General features: G+C 68.0%; 14 protein-coding genes and 1 pseudogene. 7 read left to right on the top strand and 8 right to left on the bottom strand.

What is annotated here, in order from left to right; genetic code table 11:
- Positions 1–55: 55 nt before the first annotated feature.
- Positions 56–904 carry an endolytic transglycosylase MltG gene (mltG, locus tag ABZ454_RS19435; RefSeq protein WP_359539450.1) on the top strand — a complete coding sequence of 283 codons (849 nt, stop codon included), beginning with the start codon at positions 56–58 and terminating at the stop codon, positions 902–904.
- A 21-nt stretch (positions 905–925) separates the two neighbouring features.
- Here the strand turns inward: mltG and ABZ454_RS19430 are convergent, their stop codons facing one another.
- Entirely contained in the window at positions 926–2,017 is a 1,092-nt protein-coding gene (locus ABZ454_RS19430) for an NAD(P)-binding domain-containing protein (RefSeq protein WP_359539447.1), read from the bottom strand.
- 155 nt (positions 2,018–2,172) lie between these two features.
- On the opposite strand from ABZ454_RS19430, the gene ABZ454_RS19425 reads away from it, so the two are divergent.
- Positions 2,173–2,595, top strand: a complete 423-nt coding sequence (locus ABZ454_RS19425) for a YjbQ family protein (protein WP_359539446.1) — start codon at positions 2,173–2,175, stop codon at positions 2,593–2,595.
- 375 nt (positions 2,596–2,970) lie between these two features.
- Here the strand turns inward: ABZ454_RS19425 and ABZ454_RS19420 are convergent, their stop codons facing one another.
- The gene (locus ABZ454_RS19420) at positions 2,971–3,921 is read right to left on the bottom strand and encodes a DUF5996 family protein (RefSeq protein ID WP_359539444.1); all 951 of its coding nucleotides are present in this window, start codon (positions 3,919–3,921) and stop codon (positions 2,971–2,973) included.
- A 182-nt stretch (positions 3,922–4,103) separates the two neighbouring features.
- Between ABZ454_RS19420 and ABZ454_RS19415 the strand changes: the two genes are divergently transcribed.
- Together ABZ454_RS19415 and ABZ454_RS19410 are read left to right on the top strand one after the other, a co-directional pair.
- Positions 4,104–4,826: a flavodoxin family protein gene (locus tag ABZ454_RS19415; RefSeq protein WP_359539443.1), complete on the top strand. Its 723-nt coding sequence runs from the start codon at positions 4,104–4,106 to the stop codon at positions 4,824–4,826.
- Between the two features lie 382 nt (positions 4,827–5,208).
- Positions 5,209–5,577 (top strand): UBP-type zinc finger domain-containing protein, encoded by a 369-nt coding sequence (locus tag ABZ454_RS19410; RefSeq protein ID WP_359539441.1) that lies wholly within the window; start codon positions 5,209–5,211, stop codon positions 5,575–5,577.
- A gap of 84 nt (positions 5,578–5,661) precedes the next feature.
- Here ABZ454_RS19410 and ABZ454_RS19405 read toward each other — a convergent pair whose 3' ends face one another.
- Entirely contained in the window at positions 5,662–11,004 is a 5,343-nt protein-coding gene (locus ABZ454_RS19405) for a DUF3883 domain-containing protein (protein ID WP_359539438.1), read from the bottom strand.
- Positions 11,005–11,103: 99 nt separating this feature from the next.
- Between ABZ454_RS19405 and ABZ454_RS19400 the strand changes: the two genes are divergently transcribed.
- The 3 genes from ABZ454_RS19400 to ABZ454_RS19390 all read left to right on the top strand — a co-directional run bounded on the left by ABZ454_RS19400 (position 11,104) and on the right by ABZ454_RS19390 (position 14,370).
- On the top strand, positions 11,104–11,955 hold the full coding sequence (locus tag ABZ454_RS19400; protein WP_359539436.1) for a hypothetical protein: 852 nt from the start codon (positions 11,104–11,106) through the stop codon (positions 11,953–11,955).
- Positions 11,952–13,802 carry a polymorphic toxin-type HINT domain-containing protein gene (locus ABZ454_RS19395; RefSeq protein WP_359539435.1) on the top strand — a complete coding sequence of 617 codons (1,851 nt, stop codon included), beginning with the start codon at positions 11,952–11,954 and terminating at the stop codon, positions 13,800–13,802. Before ABZ454_RS19400 ends, ABZ454_RS19395 begins: the two co-directional genes overlap by 4 nt.
- Before the next feature lie 139 nt (positions 13,803–13,941).
- Positions 13,942–14,370 (top strand): hypothetical protein, encoded by a 429-nt coding sequence (locus ABZ454_RS19390; RefSeq protein WP_359539433.1) that lies wholly within the window; start codon positions 13,942–13,944, stop codon positions 14,368–14,370.
- Positions 14,371–14,447: 77 nt separating this feature from the next.
- Here ABZ454_RS19390 and ABZ454_RS19385 read toward each other — a convergent pair whose 3' ends face one another.
- From ABZ454_RS19385 to ABZ454_RS19365, 5 genes and pseudogenes are all read right to left on the bottom strand, one after another.
- A complete protein-coding gene (locus ABZ454_RS19385; RefSeq protein WP_359539431.1) occupies positions 14,448–15,728 on the bottom strand; it encodes a site-specific integrase in 1,281 nt (426 codons plus the stop codon).
- Positions 15,728–15,952, bottom strand: coding sequence for a helix-turn-helix domain-containing protein (locus ABZ454_RS19380; protein WP_359539428.1), 225 nt, complete (start codon positions 15,950–15,952; stop codon positions 15,728–15,730). The genes ABZ454_RS19385 and ABZ454_RS19380 overlap by 1 nt, the downstream gene beginning before the upstream one ends.
- Positions 15,952–16,101 (bottom strand): hypothetical protein, encoded by a 150-nt coding sequence (locus ABZ454_RS19375; protein ID WP_359539426.1) that lies wholly within the window; start codon positions 16,099–16,101, stop codon positions 15,952–15,954. The genes ABZ454_RS19380 and ABZ454_RS19375 overlap by 1 nt, the downstream gene beginning before the upstream one ends.
- Positions 16,102–16,492: 391 nt before the next feature.
- Positions 16,493–16,672 carry a transposase gene (locus tag ABZ454_RS19370; protein ID WP_359539424.1) on the bottom strand — a complete coding sequence of 60 codons (180 nt, stop codon included), beginning with the start codon at positions 16,670–16,672 and terminating at the stop codon, positions 16,493–16,495.
- A 279-nt stretch (positions 16,673–16,951) separates the two neighbouring features.
- Positions 16,952–17,420: pseudogene (locus ABZ454_RS19365) on the bottom strand (IS5 family transposase); the annotation flags it as partial.
- Positions 17,421–17,429: the final 9 nt, after the last annotated feature.

Genomic DNA, 17,429 nt, shown 5'->3' with positions numbered 1-17,429 from the left:
GTGTCGTCGCGGACGGGGCGCCGGCGGCATGATCGGTCCGGGATAGCGTGCCCGGATGGTGAACGAGCCCCCGGACGTCCCTCCCCGCCGCAGGATCCGCCCGACCCGGCGCGGTCGTCTGGTGCTGATCATCGGTGCCGTCCTCCTCCTCGCGGGGGCGGCCGCCGTCCTCGTGCCGCTGCTGACCCGGGAACCTGAGACCGAGCAGCCCCGCACCCTGGTGATTCCGGAGGGATGGCGGGCTTCGCAGGTGTACGTGGCCGCGGACAAGGCCCTCGACGAGCCGGTCGGCACCACGGAGCAGGCCGTCGCGACGGCGGACCTGCCGCTGCCGGCCGAGGCGAAGGGCAACCCCGAGGGCTACCTCTTCCCGGCGACGTACCCGATCTCCTCCGGCACGACTGCGCAGAGCCTGCTGCGCTACATGGTCGACACGGCGGTGAGCCGGTTCGGCGCCGACCACATCACGGCGGGAGCGCGGAGCAACCGTGTCACCGTCTACCAGATGGTGACCATCGCCGGCATCGTCCAGGCGGAGGCGGACACCGAGTCCGACATGGGCAAGGTGGCCCGGGTCGTCCACAACCGGCTCGACCGCGGCATGCCCCTCCAGATGGACTCCACGCTCAACTACGCGATGAACCGCAGCACACTGGACACCACCACGGGAGACACGAAGATCGACAGTCCGTACAACAGCTACGAACGCAAGGGGCTCCCGCCCACCCCCATCGGCAATCCCGGAGAGCAGGCGATGGCGGCGGCGATCAGCCCCACCCCCGGCCCCTGGCTGTACTTCGTCACGGTCGCGCCCGGTGACACCCGTTTCACCGACGACTACGCGGAGCAGCAACGCAACGTGGCCGAGTTCAACCGTAGGCGCCGCGACGCCGGAAACGGCTGAGCGGTACGCCCGCCCCGCCTCTCACGCGGGCACGGACGGGGCCCGCTCCGCAGCGGGCTCGGCGCGCTCCAGCAGCCGGCCGATCGCGCGCACGGCGGCTCGCCCCGCCCGGTTGGCGCCGATGGTGCTGGCGGACGGCCCGTACCCGACGAGGTGGACCCGCTCGTCCCGCACGGCCTGCGTCCCCTCGACCCGGATCCCGCCGCCGGGCTCGCGCAGCCGCAACGGGGCGAGATGGTCCACGGCGGCCCGGAAACCGGTCGCCCAGAGGATGACGTCGGCCTCGACGGTGCGACCGTCGTCCCAGGCGACGCCGGCCGGTGTGATCCGGTCGAACATGGGCAGCCGGTCGAGCACTCCCGACTCGCGGGCGCGGCGGACCGCATCGTTGACCGGCAGCCCCGTGACGCTCACGACACTCTGCGGCGGCAGCCCGCGCCGCACCCGTTCCTCCACCATGGCCACGGCCGCCCGGCCCTGCTCGGCATCGAACGGACCCTCCCGGAACACCGGCGGCCGGCGCGTGACCCAGTAGGTTTCCGCCGCCACCTCGGCGATCTCCATCAGATGCTGCGTCCCGGAGGCCCCGCCGCCCACGACGACCACCCGCTGCCCCGCGAACTCGGCGGGCCCCGGGTAGTTCGCGGTATGCAACTGCCGCCCACGGAAGGTCTCCTGGCCCGGATACCGCGGCCAGAACGGCCGGTCCCAGGTCCCGGTGGCATTGATCAGGGCGCGCGTCGCGTACGTTCCCTCGGACGTCTCCACCAGCAGCCGCCCGCCCCCGCCCTCGCGCACCGCGCTGACCTCGACCGGCCGGTGCACCCGCAGGTCGAAGGCGCGCTCGTACGCGTCGAAGTACGCCCCGATGACCTCGGACGAGGGCCGGCTCTCGTCGGCGCCCGCCAGCTCCATGCCGGGCAGGGCGTGCATGCCGTGCACCTTGCCGTACGTCAACGAGGGCCAGCGGAACTGCCAGGCGCCGCCGGGGCGCGGGGCGTGGTCGAGGACCACGAAATCCCGGTCCGGCTCCAGACCGGCGCGACGCAGATGGTAGGCGCCCGACAGTCCTGCCTGTCCGGCGCCGATCACCACGACATCCACTGGGCGCACCCCGACGTTGTTCACGCTTCTACCAACCGCGACACGGGTGAGGATCTTCCCGCCGGCCTCGACTCCGCCCACAACGGAGGCATCCGGGCGATCCGTCCGACAACGTCTCGCCCCGTGGACGCGCAATCCCGCTGTGCGGGCAGGACAATGACCGCATGCCCTCTGCCTTCACCACCAGCGTCCTGCACATCACCACGGGTACGACGGAGACCGTCACCGACCTGACGTCCGACTGCGAACAGTTCCTCACCCGGACGGCCCCGGGCCGCGACGGCCTGCTCAACATCTTCGTCCCGCACGCGACCGCCGGTATCGCCGTCCTGGAGACCGGCGCGGGCAGCGACGACGACCTCCTCTCCGCCCTGCACGCCCTGCTCCCCGCGGACGACCGCTGGCAGCACCGCCACGGCAGCCCCGGCCACGGACGCGACCACGTGCTCCCGGCGTTGGTCCCACCGCACGCGACGCTGCCGGTGATCGGGGGCCGGCTGGAGCTGGGAACGTGGCAGTCGGTGTGCCTGGTGGACACGAATGTCGATAATGCCAACCGTCAGGTGCGGCTGTCGTTCCTCGGGTAGGGCTGCGTCTGACGTCACTGCAGGAGTGATGTCCGGCCGCACCAAGTGAGAAGGCCCCAACTCTGGGCGGGGCTGGGCGAGCGGTGCCAGGCCCCTGATGCCGGACGAGCGCGACGGCCACCGGACGCGCCCCTGAGGACTGCTGCGTATCGCGCTCGTCGCCCTGCCCTCCACGGGCACGGCGAGGGCGTCCATGGTCAAGGGAAACACGTCAGGAACACCGGTGGGTGGCTCGTCGTTCCTGGTCGGCGTGAAGGCAACTGGACAACTGGTCAGCGGTTCTGGCTGGTTGGTGGCCGTGGAGTCGTACACCACCCAGCGAACTGGTCGGCAGCCGGGCGGGAAGAGGTCTGCGGTCCTAGCGTCGGCGTCCCTTCACAGTGTCCTCGGCGGCACCCGAATCTGGGGGTCGGTCACCCCGTTCCGGCACAGTTGGTCCGCGGGCCAGCACGCAAGGCGTGCACCCGCCGCGTAAGCGCTGTGGTAGAAGCTGAGGATTTCCGCGCGCGGATCCGTGGTGGCGCGCACGTCGTCGTAGGGGAGCAGGGCGATGTGTGCACCGTTGCTCTCCGTCCATCGGGCGGCCGGTGGGTCCAGCGGCTGCCGCTCCAGTCCGTCGGGCTCCGGCGCTGTGTACGAGTAGAAGGCGGGCTCCGGGTAGGAGCGCTCGTCGCCGAACCAGAAGCCGCTGCTGATCACCTCGCGCGAGTACGCCTCGCGGGTGACCGGATCGGTGGAGCGGTCCTGCGTCACGAGCCGGTCGGAGAACCGGGTCACGGCGATGTCGAAGGTGTGCCAGAAATGGTGGACGGGGCTGGTCTTCCCGGAGTACCCGGCCGCGTACTTCTCCAGGATCAGCATGACCTGGGTGAGGATCGTCCAGTAGCGACCCACGGCGGCTGGATCGTAGGTGTGGTGCTCGTCGTCCTCTTCGAACGGCCGGGCGGCGTCGGGCAGGTCGAATGGGTAGGGATGCTCGGGAAGGGTGCGGATGCCGAGGTGGGACAGGGCGGCCGTGAAAGCACGGTAGAAGTCGCCCACCGACAGGCCCATCAGGGAGAACGAGGTATGTCGGCCGTCGAGGGTGAGGACCCGCAGACGGTGGGCGGTGAAGTCGAAGTCGACGGTGAAGACGGTCCCGTCGACGAGCGGGCCACAGGGGCGTGTGGTGATGCCGTCCCCGGTCAGGTGGAAGGGGACGTTCCACCAGTGGTTGCGCCGGGCACTGGCCGCCAGCCGTACCTTTCCGACGATCTGGAGGAACCGATGCAACGTCTCCTTCGTCGCCGCCCAGGACTCACGGGGCAGTGCGGGGAACAATTCCATCCGGGGCCTCCGGGCTCGTGCCCCGGCCCGGACGACCTGGGGCCCTGAGTCCCACTCTCACTCCGGGCACGCCCCGCCGCATCCGCACGCGGCGCGCGTACCGCGTTCGCCGCGCTGTGGTCGCAGCCCCCACTCCGGTGCTCCAGACTCGCGGCATCAGCCGTCGCGAAGGGATCGGACCCATGCACTCCAGTACCCCGCCCCACTACGACGGCCTCAGCGCCCTCTACCTCAACTGCACCCTGAAACCTTCACCGGAGACCAGTAACACCGAGGGACTGATCGATCGCAGCACCGCGGTGATGCGCGCGGGCGGTGTGCGTACCGAGGTGATCCGCCCGGTCGACTGGGATCTCGCGGTCGGAGTCCAGCCCGACATGACCGAGCATGGCGCCGCGAGTGACGCGTGGCCCGAGCTGTACGCCAAGGTGATGGCCGCGGACATCCTGGTCCTTTGCGGTCCGATCTGGCTCGGCGACAACAGCTCGGTGATGAAGCACGTCATCGAACGGCTCTACTCCAACTCGGCCGAGCTCAACGATGCCGGCCAGTCCGCCTACTATGGGCGGGTCGGCGGCTGCCTGATCACCGGCAACGAGGACGGCCTCAAGCACTGTGCCATGAACATCCTCTACAGCCTCCAGCACATCGGCTTCGCCATCCCGCCGCAGGCCGACGCGGGATGGATCGGAGAGGCCGGCCCGGGGCCCAGCTACCTCGATCCAGGATCCGGTGGTCCCGAGAACGACTTCACCAACCGGAACACGACCTTCGCCGCCTGGAATCTCATGCACCTCGCCGCCCTCCTCAGGAGAGCCGGAGGTATTCCCACCTATGGCAACCAGCGCCCTGAGTGGGACGTCGGCTGTCGCTTCGACGCGCCCAACCCTGAACATCGTCGCTGAGGTGCGGACACCACCCAACCCTGAACATCGTCGCTGAGGTGCGGACACCACCCAGGACAAAGAGCCCGGGGACAGAAATCTTCACGGCTGCCGTCGTCGCCGAAGCTTCCTGTCGGCCACATGACGTCAGCCTCACCAGCCGGTTCGACCGCAACAGGATCGAGGCTGCGGCGGGCCCTCGGCCGACACGAGGTTGCTGCGGGGCCTGAGCGAGTCGTTTTCGTGACCCAGCGGGCGCCCGGCACCGTGCAAGCCGAGACGCGGCCGGCCGACGTTGCCCCAGTGTCCGCTGGCGTCCCCCACCTTCCTGGCGCAACCTGGTGAGCAGGCTGTCGACTGCGCCGCCGTCGGCCCCGGCACCCGTCGAGTGAGGAGTGTACCGATGGCTGACCAGGCTATCCCCGGAATCGATCCTCAGGCCGCGCCGAGCGGACCGGGCTGCGCCGACTGTCTGGCGGGTGACGGTCCAGGCTGGTGGTTCCATCTGCGGCGCTGCGCCGCGTGCGGCCGGATCGGGTGCTGCGACTCCTCGCCCTCCCAACACGCCACCAAGCACTTCCAGTCGACTGGGCACCCCTATATGCCGCAAGATTCGGTCCTAGAGTTCGCTCGAGTTGAGGCTCCGGCGGTGGACGGAGACGGAAGGTGCACGTGGTGCCGTTTGCGTCCTGGCCAGCCGCCCGCTCTGGCAGGGAACTGGTGTACTGCTGCTACTCAAGACCGTAGGCCAGGACGGTGGAGCCGACAGTGAGAGGCAAGCCGGTGACCGCGACCGGCCGGGCCCTCGGCGGGTGCCAACCCCTGACCGGCGGCGACTGCGGAAGTCCTGATTGGGTCAGCCAATGTTGAATCGGAGCCTCATCTGGGTGCTGACTAGTTCGTAGCCGGCGAGGTCGGGGGCGCTGAATGGGTTGGGCAGGACGGTGATGCTGCGGCGGTCGCGGTCCAGGACGTCAGAGACGTACACGATGAAGTACGTCTCGCCCGGGGCCAGCCGGGAAGCGCGTCGCACCTCCGACTCGCCCAGGATGATCTCTCCGCTGTTACCCGTGGACGACTTGACCTCGTAGAGGTAGGTCGCGTTGCCGTCGTGGATGAGGAAGTCGTAGCCGAGCCGGTCGTCCCCGGGCTGGGCACCGGCGAGTCCGTGTAGGCGCAGGCTCGACTTCCACGAGTCCTCTGGTGCGACGTCGAACTGCTCGTGCAGCCACGTGGCCACCGCTGCCTCCCCCGCGAGGCCCACCGGCAGGGTGCGGTCCTGGTCGTTGCCCGCGGCCTGGTAGGAGCCGCCATGTGATCCGGTGGCGGACTGCGACGAGGTGCGCGGCCGGGGAATGCGGGGCGCGAGCACCGTGACGGCCGTGGCCGGGGTGGCGCGTTGTTCCGGTGTCAGGTCCGCGGCCACCTGGCGGGCCAGTGCCGCCAGGTCGTAGGGGCCTGCCAGGACGAGCCTGCCGTTCAGAACCACAGTGGGGCCCGGTAGGGGTGCTCCAGATCGGCTGGTGCCTGCGGTCGCACCGCTGTTCCCGGCTGGCGCCGACGTGGTTGCGGACAGTCCGAGCTGGGACGGCCGGTCCGACAGCGGCATGCCCGCCGGCCAGTGGCTGTGGTCGCTGAGCCAGGTGATCAACGCCTTCTTGGGCAGGACCTCGAAGTCCAGCAGCCCTTGGTCGTCCAGCGCTCGCAGTACTTCCTGCGGGGGCGGAGGCACCACGGTGCGGCTCGTCGGGTGCAGACGCTGCCAGTCCTCGATCAGCTGCCGCAGGCGCGGCAGATGCTGGTGGACTGCGGTGGTGGATGACTCGCGGACCTCTGTGAGCGGCGCCAGCGCGCGGGACGTCGACGGTTGTGCGGGGAGCGATCGGTTCAGCCAGGTGTCCGCGTGAGTTTGGAGGAGTTGATCGGTGAGGTCCCAGAGTGTCGTGTGCCAGGCCGGGTCCGGCGCGAGCGCGGGCAGGCCACGCAGCCGCACGTAGGCAGTCAGGGACCTGCCGGAGCGGTAGTCGTCGGCATGGGCGTCCCTGACCCGCTCGGCGAGTGCGGGACGGTACCGCTGGAGCCAGGCCGCGAACTGCTGTTCGTGCCTGTCGGTGTTGTCGATCTGCGGCAGGCCCAGTGCCTGCCAGGCGCGGTTGGCCTCGGCCAGGGGTACGGACAGGGCCCTCAGCTGCCGTTCGGGATCGTCGTCGTCCAGGAGCCGTATGAGCCGTTCCGCGTCCGGCGCGCCGATCCGGGAAGTGAGCCAGGCATGGAGGGCAGCACGGTCGGGGAAGTCCTCGATGCGTTGCTGAAGTTCCTCCGCGAGGTCGAGGTCGAGGCAGGCGAGCAGCGGCACGAGCCGCGTGCTGCCGGAGCGCTGCGAGGCCCGCTCGGCGAGGACGGCGTGCAGCTGGTGCTGCCGCAGTTCCAGGACGTCGGCGAGATCCTCCTCGGAGACGCCGTCCGTCTTCAGGCCCCGCTCCTCCAGCCGGGTCAGTGCTTTCCACAGGATGTGCTCGAGGTGGGGTGCGCGGATGAGAGCGGCGAGGGCGGGTGCGGCGGTGCGGAGTATCCGCCAGCCTGTGCGTAGCCCGCTGTGCACGACGACGACACAGGGCCGGTCGGGGTCGGAGTGGAGCAGAGCGCGGTCCGTTCCGTTCTCGGTGAGACGGTGTCCGGCGATCCAGACGACGGCCACGCCGGCCACGGCCACCTCGCACTGGCTCAGCAGGCTGGTCGCCTCGGCCACGGCCACGGGTTCCGTCCGGGACGCGCGCTCCTCGTCGAACTCCAGCAGAGCGGCGACCAGGGTGAGCAGCCAGGGACCCGCGTACTGGGCCAGCGGCAGGCGAATCGCCTCACGGACGGGCAGTCCGTCGGCCTGGATGTCGCGTGTGGCGTCGCCGCACCGCTGGACGTCGAACGCCGCCCTCTTGTCCAGAAAGGCGTGGACCCGGGCACCAAGTGCCTTGTCCCCGATCGGGATCACGGGTACCGGGACACGGTCCAGGAGGACCCGGTTCTGAGCCCCGTCAGGGTCGGGGGCGAAGACCGTCTCTTTTGTTTGCGCCGGGTCCAGCGATTCGAGGACGCCGGCCCGGTGGACCAGCAGCCGGTGCGGTGGCATGGCGGGCCCGCCGTCGGTGGTGCGTGTGCCGCCCTGGGCGGGCAGCAGCTGGGCCCATGCCTTCTCGTACTCCCGCCTGATTTCGTGCGCGAGCCTGCCTTCGCGCAGGTGAGGCCTGACCTGCACCAGCTCGGGCAGGTGGCCGAGCCTGTCGGGCGCGGTCCCGGCATCGTCCCAGGAGCGGATGCCGAGCAGGCCGAGGCGCGCCACGAGCTTGGGGGACCGACTGCTACGCAAGGCCGCGGGCACCACGCTGAGAAACGGGAGTGGGGACTGCGTGCCCTGCCACCACCAGGCACGGCCCGCGGTCGCGAACACCGTTCCCTCCGATGGGGCGCCTGAGACGGAGGTCTGCGGGATCCACGGCGCGTGGGTGAGGAAGGCGGCCAGCGGCGTGGGCCACGAGGTCCCGGCTGAGTCGGTGTGGCGTACGAAGTGCATCTCCAGCGCGGAGTCGGGCCAGGAGATGGCGAGGCCGTGCACGATGAGTTCCGCATACAGCCTGCGGTCTTCCTCGCTGAAGCTGGCGTAGACGCCCTGTCCGGGCAGCGCGGCCGTAGCACGGGAGCGTGAGTGGTAGTCAACGCTGACGTAGCCGACGCGCCGCCGGTTCGGCCAGCGCTCGGCGGCCGTTTGCCACTGTGGCAGCAGATTCTGTCTGTTCGGGGCCCAGAAACGGGCGGGCCGGTTGAGAACCTCGCCTCGCACTCCGGTACGGAAGACCTCGTAGCGGGGGCGGAGGCCGTGAGCGACATCGTGCCGTTCGAGGAAGCGCCGCATGACCTCGACAGGGATCGCCTCCCCACAGAGTTCCTCGGGGCGCCGGAGGAGCTGCCGCTCGGTCCGGGTGAGTACGGAGGACAGTTCCCGGACGCGTTCCAGAAACCGGGTCAGGGTGTCGTCGACAGCGGAGTGCTCTCCCGGCCACCCCGGCCCGAACATGGCAACGCTCGCCTTCTGCCAGCCGCCCCGCGTTGGGACCCGGAGACCATGCAGCCGCGGAGGCCTACGCCCCTCCTTCTCCAAGGTGTAGGACACCGCGCAGGCGTAGCGGAGGCAGGCCATGCGCACGTCGTTGTCGTCTTCGCCCTCTCCGTCCACCCGCAGGGCCGCGGCCACGACCTCGAGCACTTGGTCTGCGCTGTAGTCGTGGACGAGGCCGACGGTCTTGAGCCAGGTGCGGCCCTGCGCTCTGCGTTTGCTGCCTTTGCCGGTCCAGGTGATGGCCTCGTGGACGAAGTGCAGCCTGCCCGACAGCCCGGTGGGCAAGGCCGGAAGGGAGGCCCCCCGTGGGGGCTCCCGGTTGAAGAAGATGCCTTCCGCGGCAGCGGGTGCCAGCGCCGGCCCGGCGGTGAGGATGATCCGTAGGCCGGCGACGTCCGAGCCATCAGGGAACTCCTGGGAGAGGTCGTAGTAGAAGTCCGCCCACCATCCGGGGTCGAGGGGGGCGCAGGCGGTCGCCTCGGCGAGCCGCTCGGCCCAGGAGGCGAGGCGCTCCGTGGGCGGTTCGAGGCGCGTGCCGGCACTCCCGGCCAAAGAGACCAGTTCCCGTAGCCGGACTGGGTGGAGCTGCGGGTCGAGGAGATCGGTGATCCCCGTGGCGGCGACCGCGTGCGGAGTGAAAGCCGTGGCGTGCTCCTTGCCTTCCCACAGCACTGCCCGGTGCAGGGAGGTGCGCGTGCCCGAGGCCGCGGTGATCGTTGGGATGAACGGCACCTGGGTGATGCCGTGACCGAGCCGTTGGAAGGCCGAGGTGAGCCGGGGCAGTGCCATGGGCGATTGCCAGCACATCAGGTCGACCAGCGCCCCGGAGGGAATGGGTGCACGTCCGTCCGTCGTGGCGAGCACCGCACGGGCACACGTCTCGGCCACGGTGTCGAGCAGGAGGTCGTTCCACGGCACCCACGCGTTGAACGAGCGCCGGTTCAGCTCGGCGAAGAACGGAGCGTGGACGAAGCCGCGCAGAGGGGCCGTGACCTGCTCGCCCATCGGCAGAAAGGTGTACAGCCGCCCCTTGTCGAGGGGATTGGCGACCGGGATGGCGATGCGCACCTCGGCCTTCTTCTCCCAGGCCGTCCAGTCGTGTCGCATCCCGCTTCTCTCGATCGACGCGGTGAGCGCCTCCCGGGCGCGGTCCGGGTCGACCTTCCCGCAGACGACGATCAGTCGCATCCGTCGGCGCAAGGTGACTTGCTGCACCTTCAGGCCACGGGCCCGGTAAAGCACCTGAACCTGACGGTCGTACGTCCTGCGCCGATTTTCCCCCGCGGCCCGCCACTCCAGCTGGACGCGTTCCAGGCGGTCGAGGAACAGCTCGAACGGGGCGCTGTCGTCCATGAGCTCCCGCACCTGCGCAGCTGCTGCCGAGCAGGCTTCGGCGGACTTCAGCGGCAGCCGGACGACGGTGACGAAGCCCCGGCGTGTGAAGCTGTGAATGGCCTTCGGTGCTTCCTCCAGGAAGATCGGAACCTTCAGCGTGTGCAGGTTCGCCTTCAAGTAGTTGGCGAAGTCCGCGCGCTCGGGAGCCACCTCGCGGGCGAGCGCGTCGTAGTCGTCGAGCCGGGCGAAACGGAAGGTGAGCCCGTCGGGGGTCCGAGCCCTCTCCTTGTCGACGCTGTAGACCTCGGGGGCATCGCACAGGTTCAGCACGCTCTTGAACCCGACGCCCTTGTGGCCGATCCCCGCGTCGGCACGCTTGGGAGACCGGGCGATGCTGCACATGCCCTTGAAGTTCTTGCTGCTGAACGGCTTGCCCCGATTGGCCACATAGAGGGTGCCGTACTCACCCTCGTCCTCGTCCAGCCGGATCTCGACACGTCCGTCGGCGGCACCGGCCGGGTGCGCGTCATGTGCGTTCTGCAACAACTCGATGAGCGCCCGGCCCTGGTACTCGGGCACGATGAGCGTATCGATCACGGCCTTGGCCTCGCCAGCCGCGTCACGGTCGTCGTCCCAGTCCCGCAGACAGCCACGCACCTCGACCAGCGCCTTCTCGTGCACGCGCCTGCGCACGGCCGCCGACCGGCGCTGCCGCACCCGCTCCACCGACGGTCGCCGGCCCCCCGCTGCCATACCGCTACTCCCCCACGCCGATGCCCGTCTGCCACAGCTGCACGATTAGCCTCTCAAACTGGGTGCGCGCAGGGGCGGGAAAGCGGAGAATCCGGGCCCATGACCACGGAACAGGCCCTTCGGCGCTTCGGCCCTCAGTTCGTCGCCGAACAGCGCCACCGCTACGGCAAGCGTCCGCCGGAGAACCGGATGCTCTCCTACGACCTGGCGGTGCTGGACGAGTACGAGCCCTGGCGGATCTGGCTGGACGAACAGCTCGATCTCCTGCCGGAGGCCGCCGCGGAGACCTTCGCCGCGAACCTGTGGCGCGACCAGAACTTCTGGCCCGACGTCATCGAACTCGCCGCAGGCGCGGCGCTGCGGCGGCAAGGCTTCAGCGTGGAGTTCGAGCGCCGGTGGGGGAAGCTGACACCTGACTGGACAGTCGTCGGTGAAGACGGCGCGCCGGTCGCACTGGTCGAGGTCCTCACCCACAGCCCGCAGCAGGGAACGTTCGCGAAGATGAAGGCGTGGCACGCCCTGGTCGAGCGTCTCAAGCAGGTACCGGTCCCCGTCGTCCTCACCGTGACTGGCGACCCCACGCGCCCACTCGCCGCCCCTGATGCCCGCACCGCGAAGAGGATCGCCCAGCACCTGCGCCGAGCACTGCTCTCCCCTCTGCACCAGAGCGTCTTCAGGAGCCAGGGCTACACCTTCCTGCTCCAGGCCGACCCACGTACGGACCAGAGCATGCGGCCCCCCGGAATGAGCACGATTCTCATCCCCCCGAGCGGCATGGCCGGCGTCGTCTCCGCCCGCTCGGTCACCGCTCGCATCGAGAAGAAGGTCAACAAGTACCGGACGCTCGCGAAGGAAGCCGGACTCCCGCTGATCGTGGCGGCCGGCGCCCACAAATTCACCGGCGTCCACGTCCAGCATCCGACGACCTGCTCAACGGCTCCCCCACGTTGAGCGTCCAGTTCAACTTCGGCGACCCGTTCATCCACCACCCCGTCGATGTCGACCTGTCCAACCCGCCGCGCTGGACCATGCCCCCCGAGCTGGCCGGCGTGCTATGGGTCAACAACGACTCCCCCTTCACTACACCTGTCGCCCCAACCCCACCGCGGCGCAAGTTCGACAAGTCCGACCCGTTTGGTGTGAAGCGCACGAACCACGCGAACTGGCTCTCACACTCCGGATACATCGGCGGGAACGACGACCGATCCAGCGCACTGATCCACCTGGGAGCACGAGAATACGACCCCTCGACAGGCCGGTTCCTCTCGGCCGACCCGGTCCTGGACCTGGCCGACCCGGTCCAGATGAATGGGTACGTGTACTGCGAGAACAACCCCGTCACGTTTGCCGACCCGAGCGGTCTGATGATCGACGGAGGAGGCAGCGGCGGCAGCGGTAGTGGCGGAGAAACAGCCGAGGAAGCATGGGCCAACGCCCAGCTGAACACTACGATTTCCGACATCATCATGAACGTCGGCTGGGCGGTGTTCAAGGAGTTCATCGGCTGGAACGACGTCGTGTCCTGCTTCTCCCGCGGGGACATGTGGGCGTGCGGCAGCCTGATCATCGATGCCATTCCGTGGACCTCGGTCTTCAGCAAGGGTAAGAAGATCTGGCGCGCGGTCGAGAAAACATTCAGCGCGATCAGCGCCTGGCGCAAGGCCCAGGAGAAGGCCCGCAAGATCATTGCCGCGGCCAAGGCTGCTCGTGAAGCCGCGAAGGCGGCGGCCGCAGCCGCAAAGGCCGCGGCGAAGAGGGCTGCCCAGGCCGCGGCGAAGAAGGCAAAACAGGCCGCCACTCGACAAGCGAAGAAGGCAGCACAGAAAACCAGGAACCCGGTACAAAAGGCCAAGAAGGCGGCAGCCCAGGCCGGCGAGAAGGTCAAGAGCGCCGCCCAGAAAGTGACGCGGAAGGGCAAGGACGACGCCCCAAGCAGTTGCTCGGCCAGCAACAGCTTCACCCCCGGCACCCAGGTGCTCATGGCTGACGGCACCACGAAATCCATCGAAGACGTCAAGGGCGGCGATGAAGTCCTAGCCACCGACCCCGAAACCGGCGAGACAACCGCAGAACCGGTCACAGCAGAAATCCAAGGAACCGGTGTCAAGCACCTCGTCGAGGTCACAGTCGACGCCGACAGCGACAGGGGCACAGCTACCGCCACCCTCACAGCCACCGACGGCCACCCCTTCTGGATCCAGTCACTCGAGAGGTGGGTCGACGCCACCGACCTGAAGCCGGGCCAATGGCTGCGCACGAGTGCCGGCACCTACGTGCAGGTCACAGTAATCAAGCGGTGGACGGGCCACCACAAAACCGTTCACAACCTCACCGTCAACGACCTCCACACGTACTATGTGCTGGCAGGCACCACTCCGGTCCTCGTCCATAACTGTGGAGCTCGTGTTGTCGATATGCACGGCAACGACATTGTGAATCCAGATGCACTGGCTTCGCGTCTGCTTGAGCACACGAATACAGCTCTATCTGAATGGAATGCAGGAACCATCGGGTTTTCTGTAAAAGATCTTGCACGGGTAGCACGGAGGCCAAGCCGAGCCAACACCATTAAGGGCAACATCCTCGACGCCCGAGTGAAGACGCTGGCCGACAATGACCCGGCCCTAAGTGAGCTCTTCTCTACCCCTGGCGGTATGCCAGGTCCAGACTGGGTTAATACGGGGTCAAGCGTTCCAGGTGTCGGCTGGTACGATCTGACAACCACACGTATGTGGGGGCAGCATGCATTTGACTACGGGCCCAAGTATGGCCCAGGGGTGGGAATCCTCTGGCAGTGAACGCAAGAGGATTCTTTAGGCCCCGTAGTTCTCGCATGACGGGATGATCGCGGTTGGGCCGCCCGCCCGAAAGTGCCGGTCGGGCGGCCCAGTCGCTCCCAGTGGGGCATTTCCCTATTGATCGATGGAAGGGTGAATCGTGAGCAGCATTGTGAAATTCTTTGTGGCAGCGAGGGCAGATGCACTCGACGTGTTGAACTCCGGTCCGGATGCATCATTTCGCATGATCTCATTCGGTAACTTCGATGCCGAGGAAGCCCTCTTGGACTGGGAGTCCCACCTCACCGGAAATTCATTCGAAGCACTCGTTGAGGAAGACATTCCAGAGGTCGTCGCGGAAAGTGATGGAGGCCCCGCGGTTTTCCTGCTGTCCGATTCACTCTTGAATGCGTTCAGCTCCTCGTCGACCTATCAGATCGAAGATCTAGCTCAGTGGTGGGTAAACGAGAAAGCGGATAGCGGAATGGAGATCGGACTACCCATCTCTTTGGGTATTCTGCATGCGCTTGTCGACCTGACTTGCCAGGAACGAGAACCCCAGGAGGGCATTTACTGCTGGACGAGCTGACCAGCCAATCGACGGGCAGCTGAGCCGTGACGGCAGTAGTTGACGGCAACGTCAGCGGACGGGCCGATCCAAGGCGGCTACTTGTCGCTGCCGTCGAGGGCTGCCTCGGTGCTCGTCGGGCGGGAGAGCGCGCTGCTGAGGGTGTCGATGGCCTGACGCTGAAGTCGGAGCCGGACATGGGCGTAGACAGTGGCGGTTACGCCGATGTGTGCGTGGCCGAGGAGCTCCTTGATTACGACGAGTTCGACGCCTTGCTCCAAGAGCAGGGTGGCAGTGGAGCGTCGCAGGTCGTGGAAGCGGATGCGGCGGAGCCCTGCCCGGTCGAGGAGGGCACGGAAGCTGCGATTGAGGTTCGCCGGATCGATCGGCCCTCCCGCGGGCGTGCTGAAGACGAGGCCGTTGTCTCTCCAGCCCTCCGCTGCCGCCCCTCGTTCTCCTTCCTGTACCTCACGGTGTCCCTTGAATGAGTGGATGCACTCACTGGGGAGGGCGATGCGTCGGTCGGATGCTCGGGTCTTGGTGGGCAGGGCGGTCAGCCCGCCGGTCTGGGTGCGCTGGAGGGTGCGGCGAATGCTGGCAGTGCCTGTCTGGAGATCGAGGTCTTCCCACTGAAGGCCGAGGAGTTCGCCCTTGCGGAGTCCGGTGCGGAGGGCGAGTTCGTACAGCGCGAACAGGCGGTCACCGCGGGCGGCAGCGAGAAACTGGCGGGCTTCATCTGCCGTGAGCGGTTCGAACCGACGAGGACGCGGTGTACCGGTGCGGACGTTGCGGGCCACGTTGCGTGTGATCTCCTCCTCGCGGACGGCGTGCTCCAGAGCGGACTTGAGTACGGAGTGGATGTACGCCAGCGTCAGCGGGGAGAGCCGCTTGGAGCAGCACGCTCCGGCGGCGCAGCAGCGGGGCTGATCACGGCCGGCATCGATGCTGCGGGCGCAGCACTGGCAGGTGGTGCGGACCTGGTTGAGCCAGTTGCGGACGTCCTTGGCGGTAAGCTTGGCGAGCTTCTTCTTGCCCAGGCCGGGGACGAGGTACTGGTTGACGCAGGCGGTGTAACGGGTGTGGGTGTTCTCGCGGAGCTGATGGAGGGCGACCGCCTCGAGCCAGTACGTCAAGTACGCGCTGACGCTGCCCTGCGCGGACGGCACGGGGACGCCGTGGTTGCTGGTTGCGATCTTCTCGGTGAGCTTGGCCAGGGCCTCCTTGCGGGTGGTGCCGTAGACGCGGATGCGCTTGCGTGTGTTTCCCGGGGCGATGACGTAGCCAGCGGCTTCCCAGCGGCCGTCCTTGCGCTGGTAGACGGTCCCGTCGCCGTTGGCGCGGACGCGGCGGGAGGGAGTGGCGTCGCGGGGCGTGGTCATCAGGCGGCTTCCTGGTCGAGGCGGGCGTGGATGAAGTCGGTGAGGGCGTGGGTGGGGATGCGGCGGGCGCGTCCGAGGGTGATCGAGGCGAGCTGCTGAGTGCGGAGCAGGTCGTAGACAGCGGAGCGGCCGAGTTGGAGGCGGGCCATGACCTGGGGGACGGTCAGCAGTTCCTGAGAAGTACTCGGTGCCTGGTGGGGCGGTGTGGGCTGGTACGAGGTCATCAGCAGCTCCCTTCCGCTGCGAACTGTCGTTCCAGTTCTCTGCGGTGCCATACGCCAGCGGCGAGGAGTCCGGCGCCGGGGTTGTGACCCGATCCGTGGTAGGCCCAGTGGCCGATGACGAGGGTGGTCTTCGGGCCGGGCTCGGGCATGCCGGCTTGGGTGCGGGCCTGGTCGGTACGCCAGGCGCGGCGGGCGTCGCGGAGCGCGCCGAGGGTGACGGAGCGTCCCTGCTCTGCCCTTTCGCAAGCGCTAGTGCGATCACGGGACGGCGTGAAGCGCGGCGGAGCTGCGACTCGACTGATCCGCAACAGGTCGAGCACCCGCCGGCGCACGCCGGTTCCTGCGGTCAGAGCCGCCCACCAGGGGAGGGCTCGGTGGCGCCCATGGCCATGCTGCGAGCTATGTAAACGGAGTTTGGTGGACACGAACGTCTCGAATCGCGACCGTAACGTTCGGTTGTCGTCCCTCGCGTAGTGTCGTGTCTGACTTCACCGTGGGAGCGGCTTCCGGCCGCACCAAACGGGACGCCTGCTTGAGCGGTCATAGCTGCTCCACACGGCGGTTCCCCCGACAAGGCATCTTGAACCCGTTGTCCACCGGATAGCGGGCCGCGTCCAGCATCGCCCGGTGGGTGTACGCCTCCGGCTGCCCGCCCCGACCCCGCATCCAGCGCGGCACCGGCAGCAGCGGCCGGACCACGGCCCACTCCGCATCCGTCATGTCCGAGTGATGCCTCCGAACACGCTCCGGATGGTTGGCCGCATTCCCCAACCGGTGAGCGACACAATCACATGACAGAGCAGCCCAGTTGAACTCCATCGGCGCGAGCACGTGCAACTGCGGCAACAGGTTCCCCTGGATCTCGGCTGGCTTCGCAACACTGAGCTACCAATGTTGCCTTGCTTTCGTGCCCGCAGCCAGCTGTGATCATCCGATCAAGACTCCTGTTCGATGCCCGCCCCTCGAGATCGGAACAACAATAACTTCTAAGACGGTGTCCTATGTGGTGAGTCGGGCGAGTCGTTTGTAGCAGCAGAGGGCGGCTGCGAGGCCGAGAAAGGCCAGGTAGTTGCGGGGGTGGCGTTCGTAGCGGTGGTTGAGTCTGCGGTAGCCGGTCAGCCAGGACATGGTCCGCTCGATGACCCATCTGCGGCGGCCTAATCGTTCGCTGGACTCGACTCCCTTGCGTGCGATGCGCACGCCGATGTGCTTGTCCCAAAAGCCATTTCCGCAGGTGAGGGACATCGTATGCCTTGTCCGCATGCAGGCGCTGGGGCTTGAAGTAGCGGCCGCGGTGGGGGTCGTGTCTCGTTTGGTGACCCTCGACCATGGGCTTCAGCGCGAGGCTGTCGTGGGTGTTCGCGGCGGAGATCCCGACGAGGAGGGGCAGTCCGTTCGCGTCCGACAGGACGTGCATCTTGGAACCCGGCTTGCCCCGGTCCACGGGGCTCGGACCTGTGAGTTCGCCCCTTTTTTA

Origin of the sequence: Streptomyces sp. NPDC005803 (assembly GCF_040630435.1) — a bacterium.
Classification (GTDB): Bacteria; Actinomycetota; Actinomycetes; order Streptomycetales; family Streptomycetaceae; genus Streptomyces.
The sequence above is the reverse complement of the archived record's forward strand: the minus strand, read 5'-3'. Positions and strand labels throughout refer to the sequence as shown.

Coding starts and splice junctions, on each gene's coding strand:
- ABZ454_RS19420 (WP_359539444.1), bottom strand. CDS start 3,921: ATGGAATTGTTCCCCGCACTGCCCCGTGAGTCCTGGGCGGCGACGAAG.
- ABZ454_RS19405 (WP_359539438.1), bottom strand. CDS start 11,004: ATGGCAGCGGGGGGCCGGCGACCGTCGGTGGAGCGGGTGCGGCAGCGC.
- ABZ454_RS19375 (WP_359539426.1), bottom strand. CDS start 16,101: ATGCCCGAGCCCGGCCCGAAGACCACCCTCGTCATCGGCCACTGGGCC.
- ABZ454_RS19380 (WP_359539428.1), bottom strand. CDS start 15,952: ATGACCTCGTACCAGCCCACACCGCCCCACCAGGCACCGAGTACTTCT.
- ABZ454_RS19415 (WP_359539443.1), top strand. CDS start 4,104: ATGCACTCCAGTACCCCGCCCCACTACGACGGCCTCAGCGCCCTCTAC.
- ABZ454_RS19410 (WP_359539441.1), top strand. CDS start 5,209: ATGGCTGACCAGGCTATCCCCGGAATCGATCCTCAGGCCGCGCCGAGC.
- ABZ454_RS19370 (WP_359539424.1), bottom strand. CDS start 16,672: ATGACGGATGCGGAGTGGGCCGTGGTCCGGCCGCTGCTGCCGGTGCCG.
- ABZ454_RS19425 (WP_359539446.1), top strand. CDS start 2,173: ATGCCCTCTGCCTTCACCACCAGCGTCCTGCACATCACCACGGGTACG.
- ABZ454_RS19400 (WP_359539436.1), top strand. CDS start 11,104: ATGACCACGGAACAGGCCCTTCGGCGCTTCGGCCCTCAGTTCGTCGCC.
- ABZ454_RS19385 (WP_359539431.1), bottom strand. CDS start 15,728: ATGACCACGCCCCGCGACGCCACTCCCTCCCGCCGCGTCCGCGCCAAC.
- mltG (WP_359539450.1), top strand. CDS start 56: ATGGTGAACGAGCCCCCGGACGTCCCTCCCCGCCGCAGGATCCGCCCG.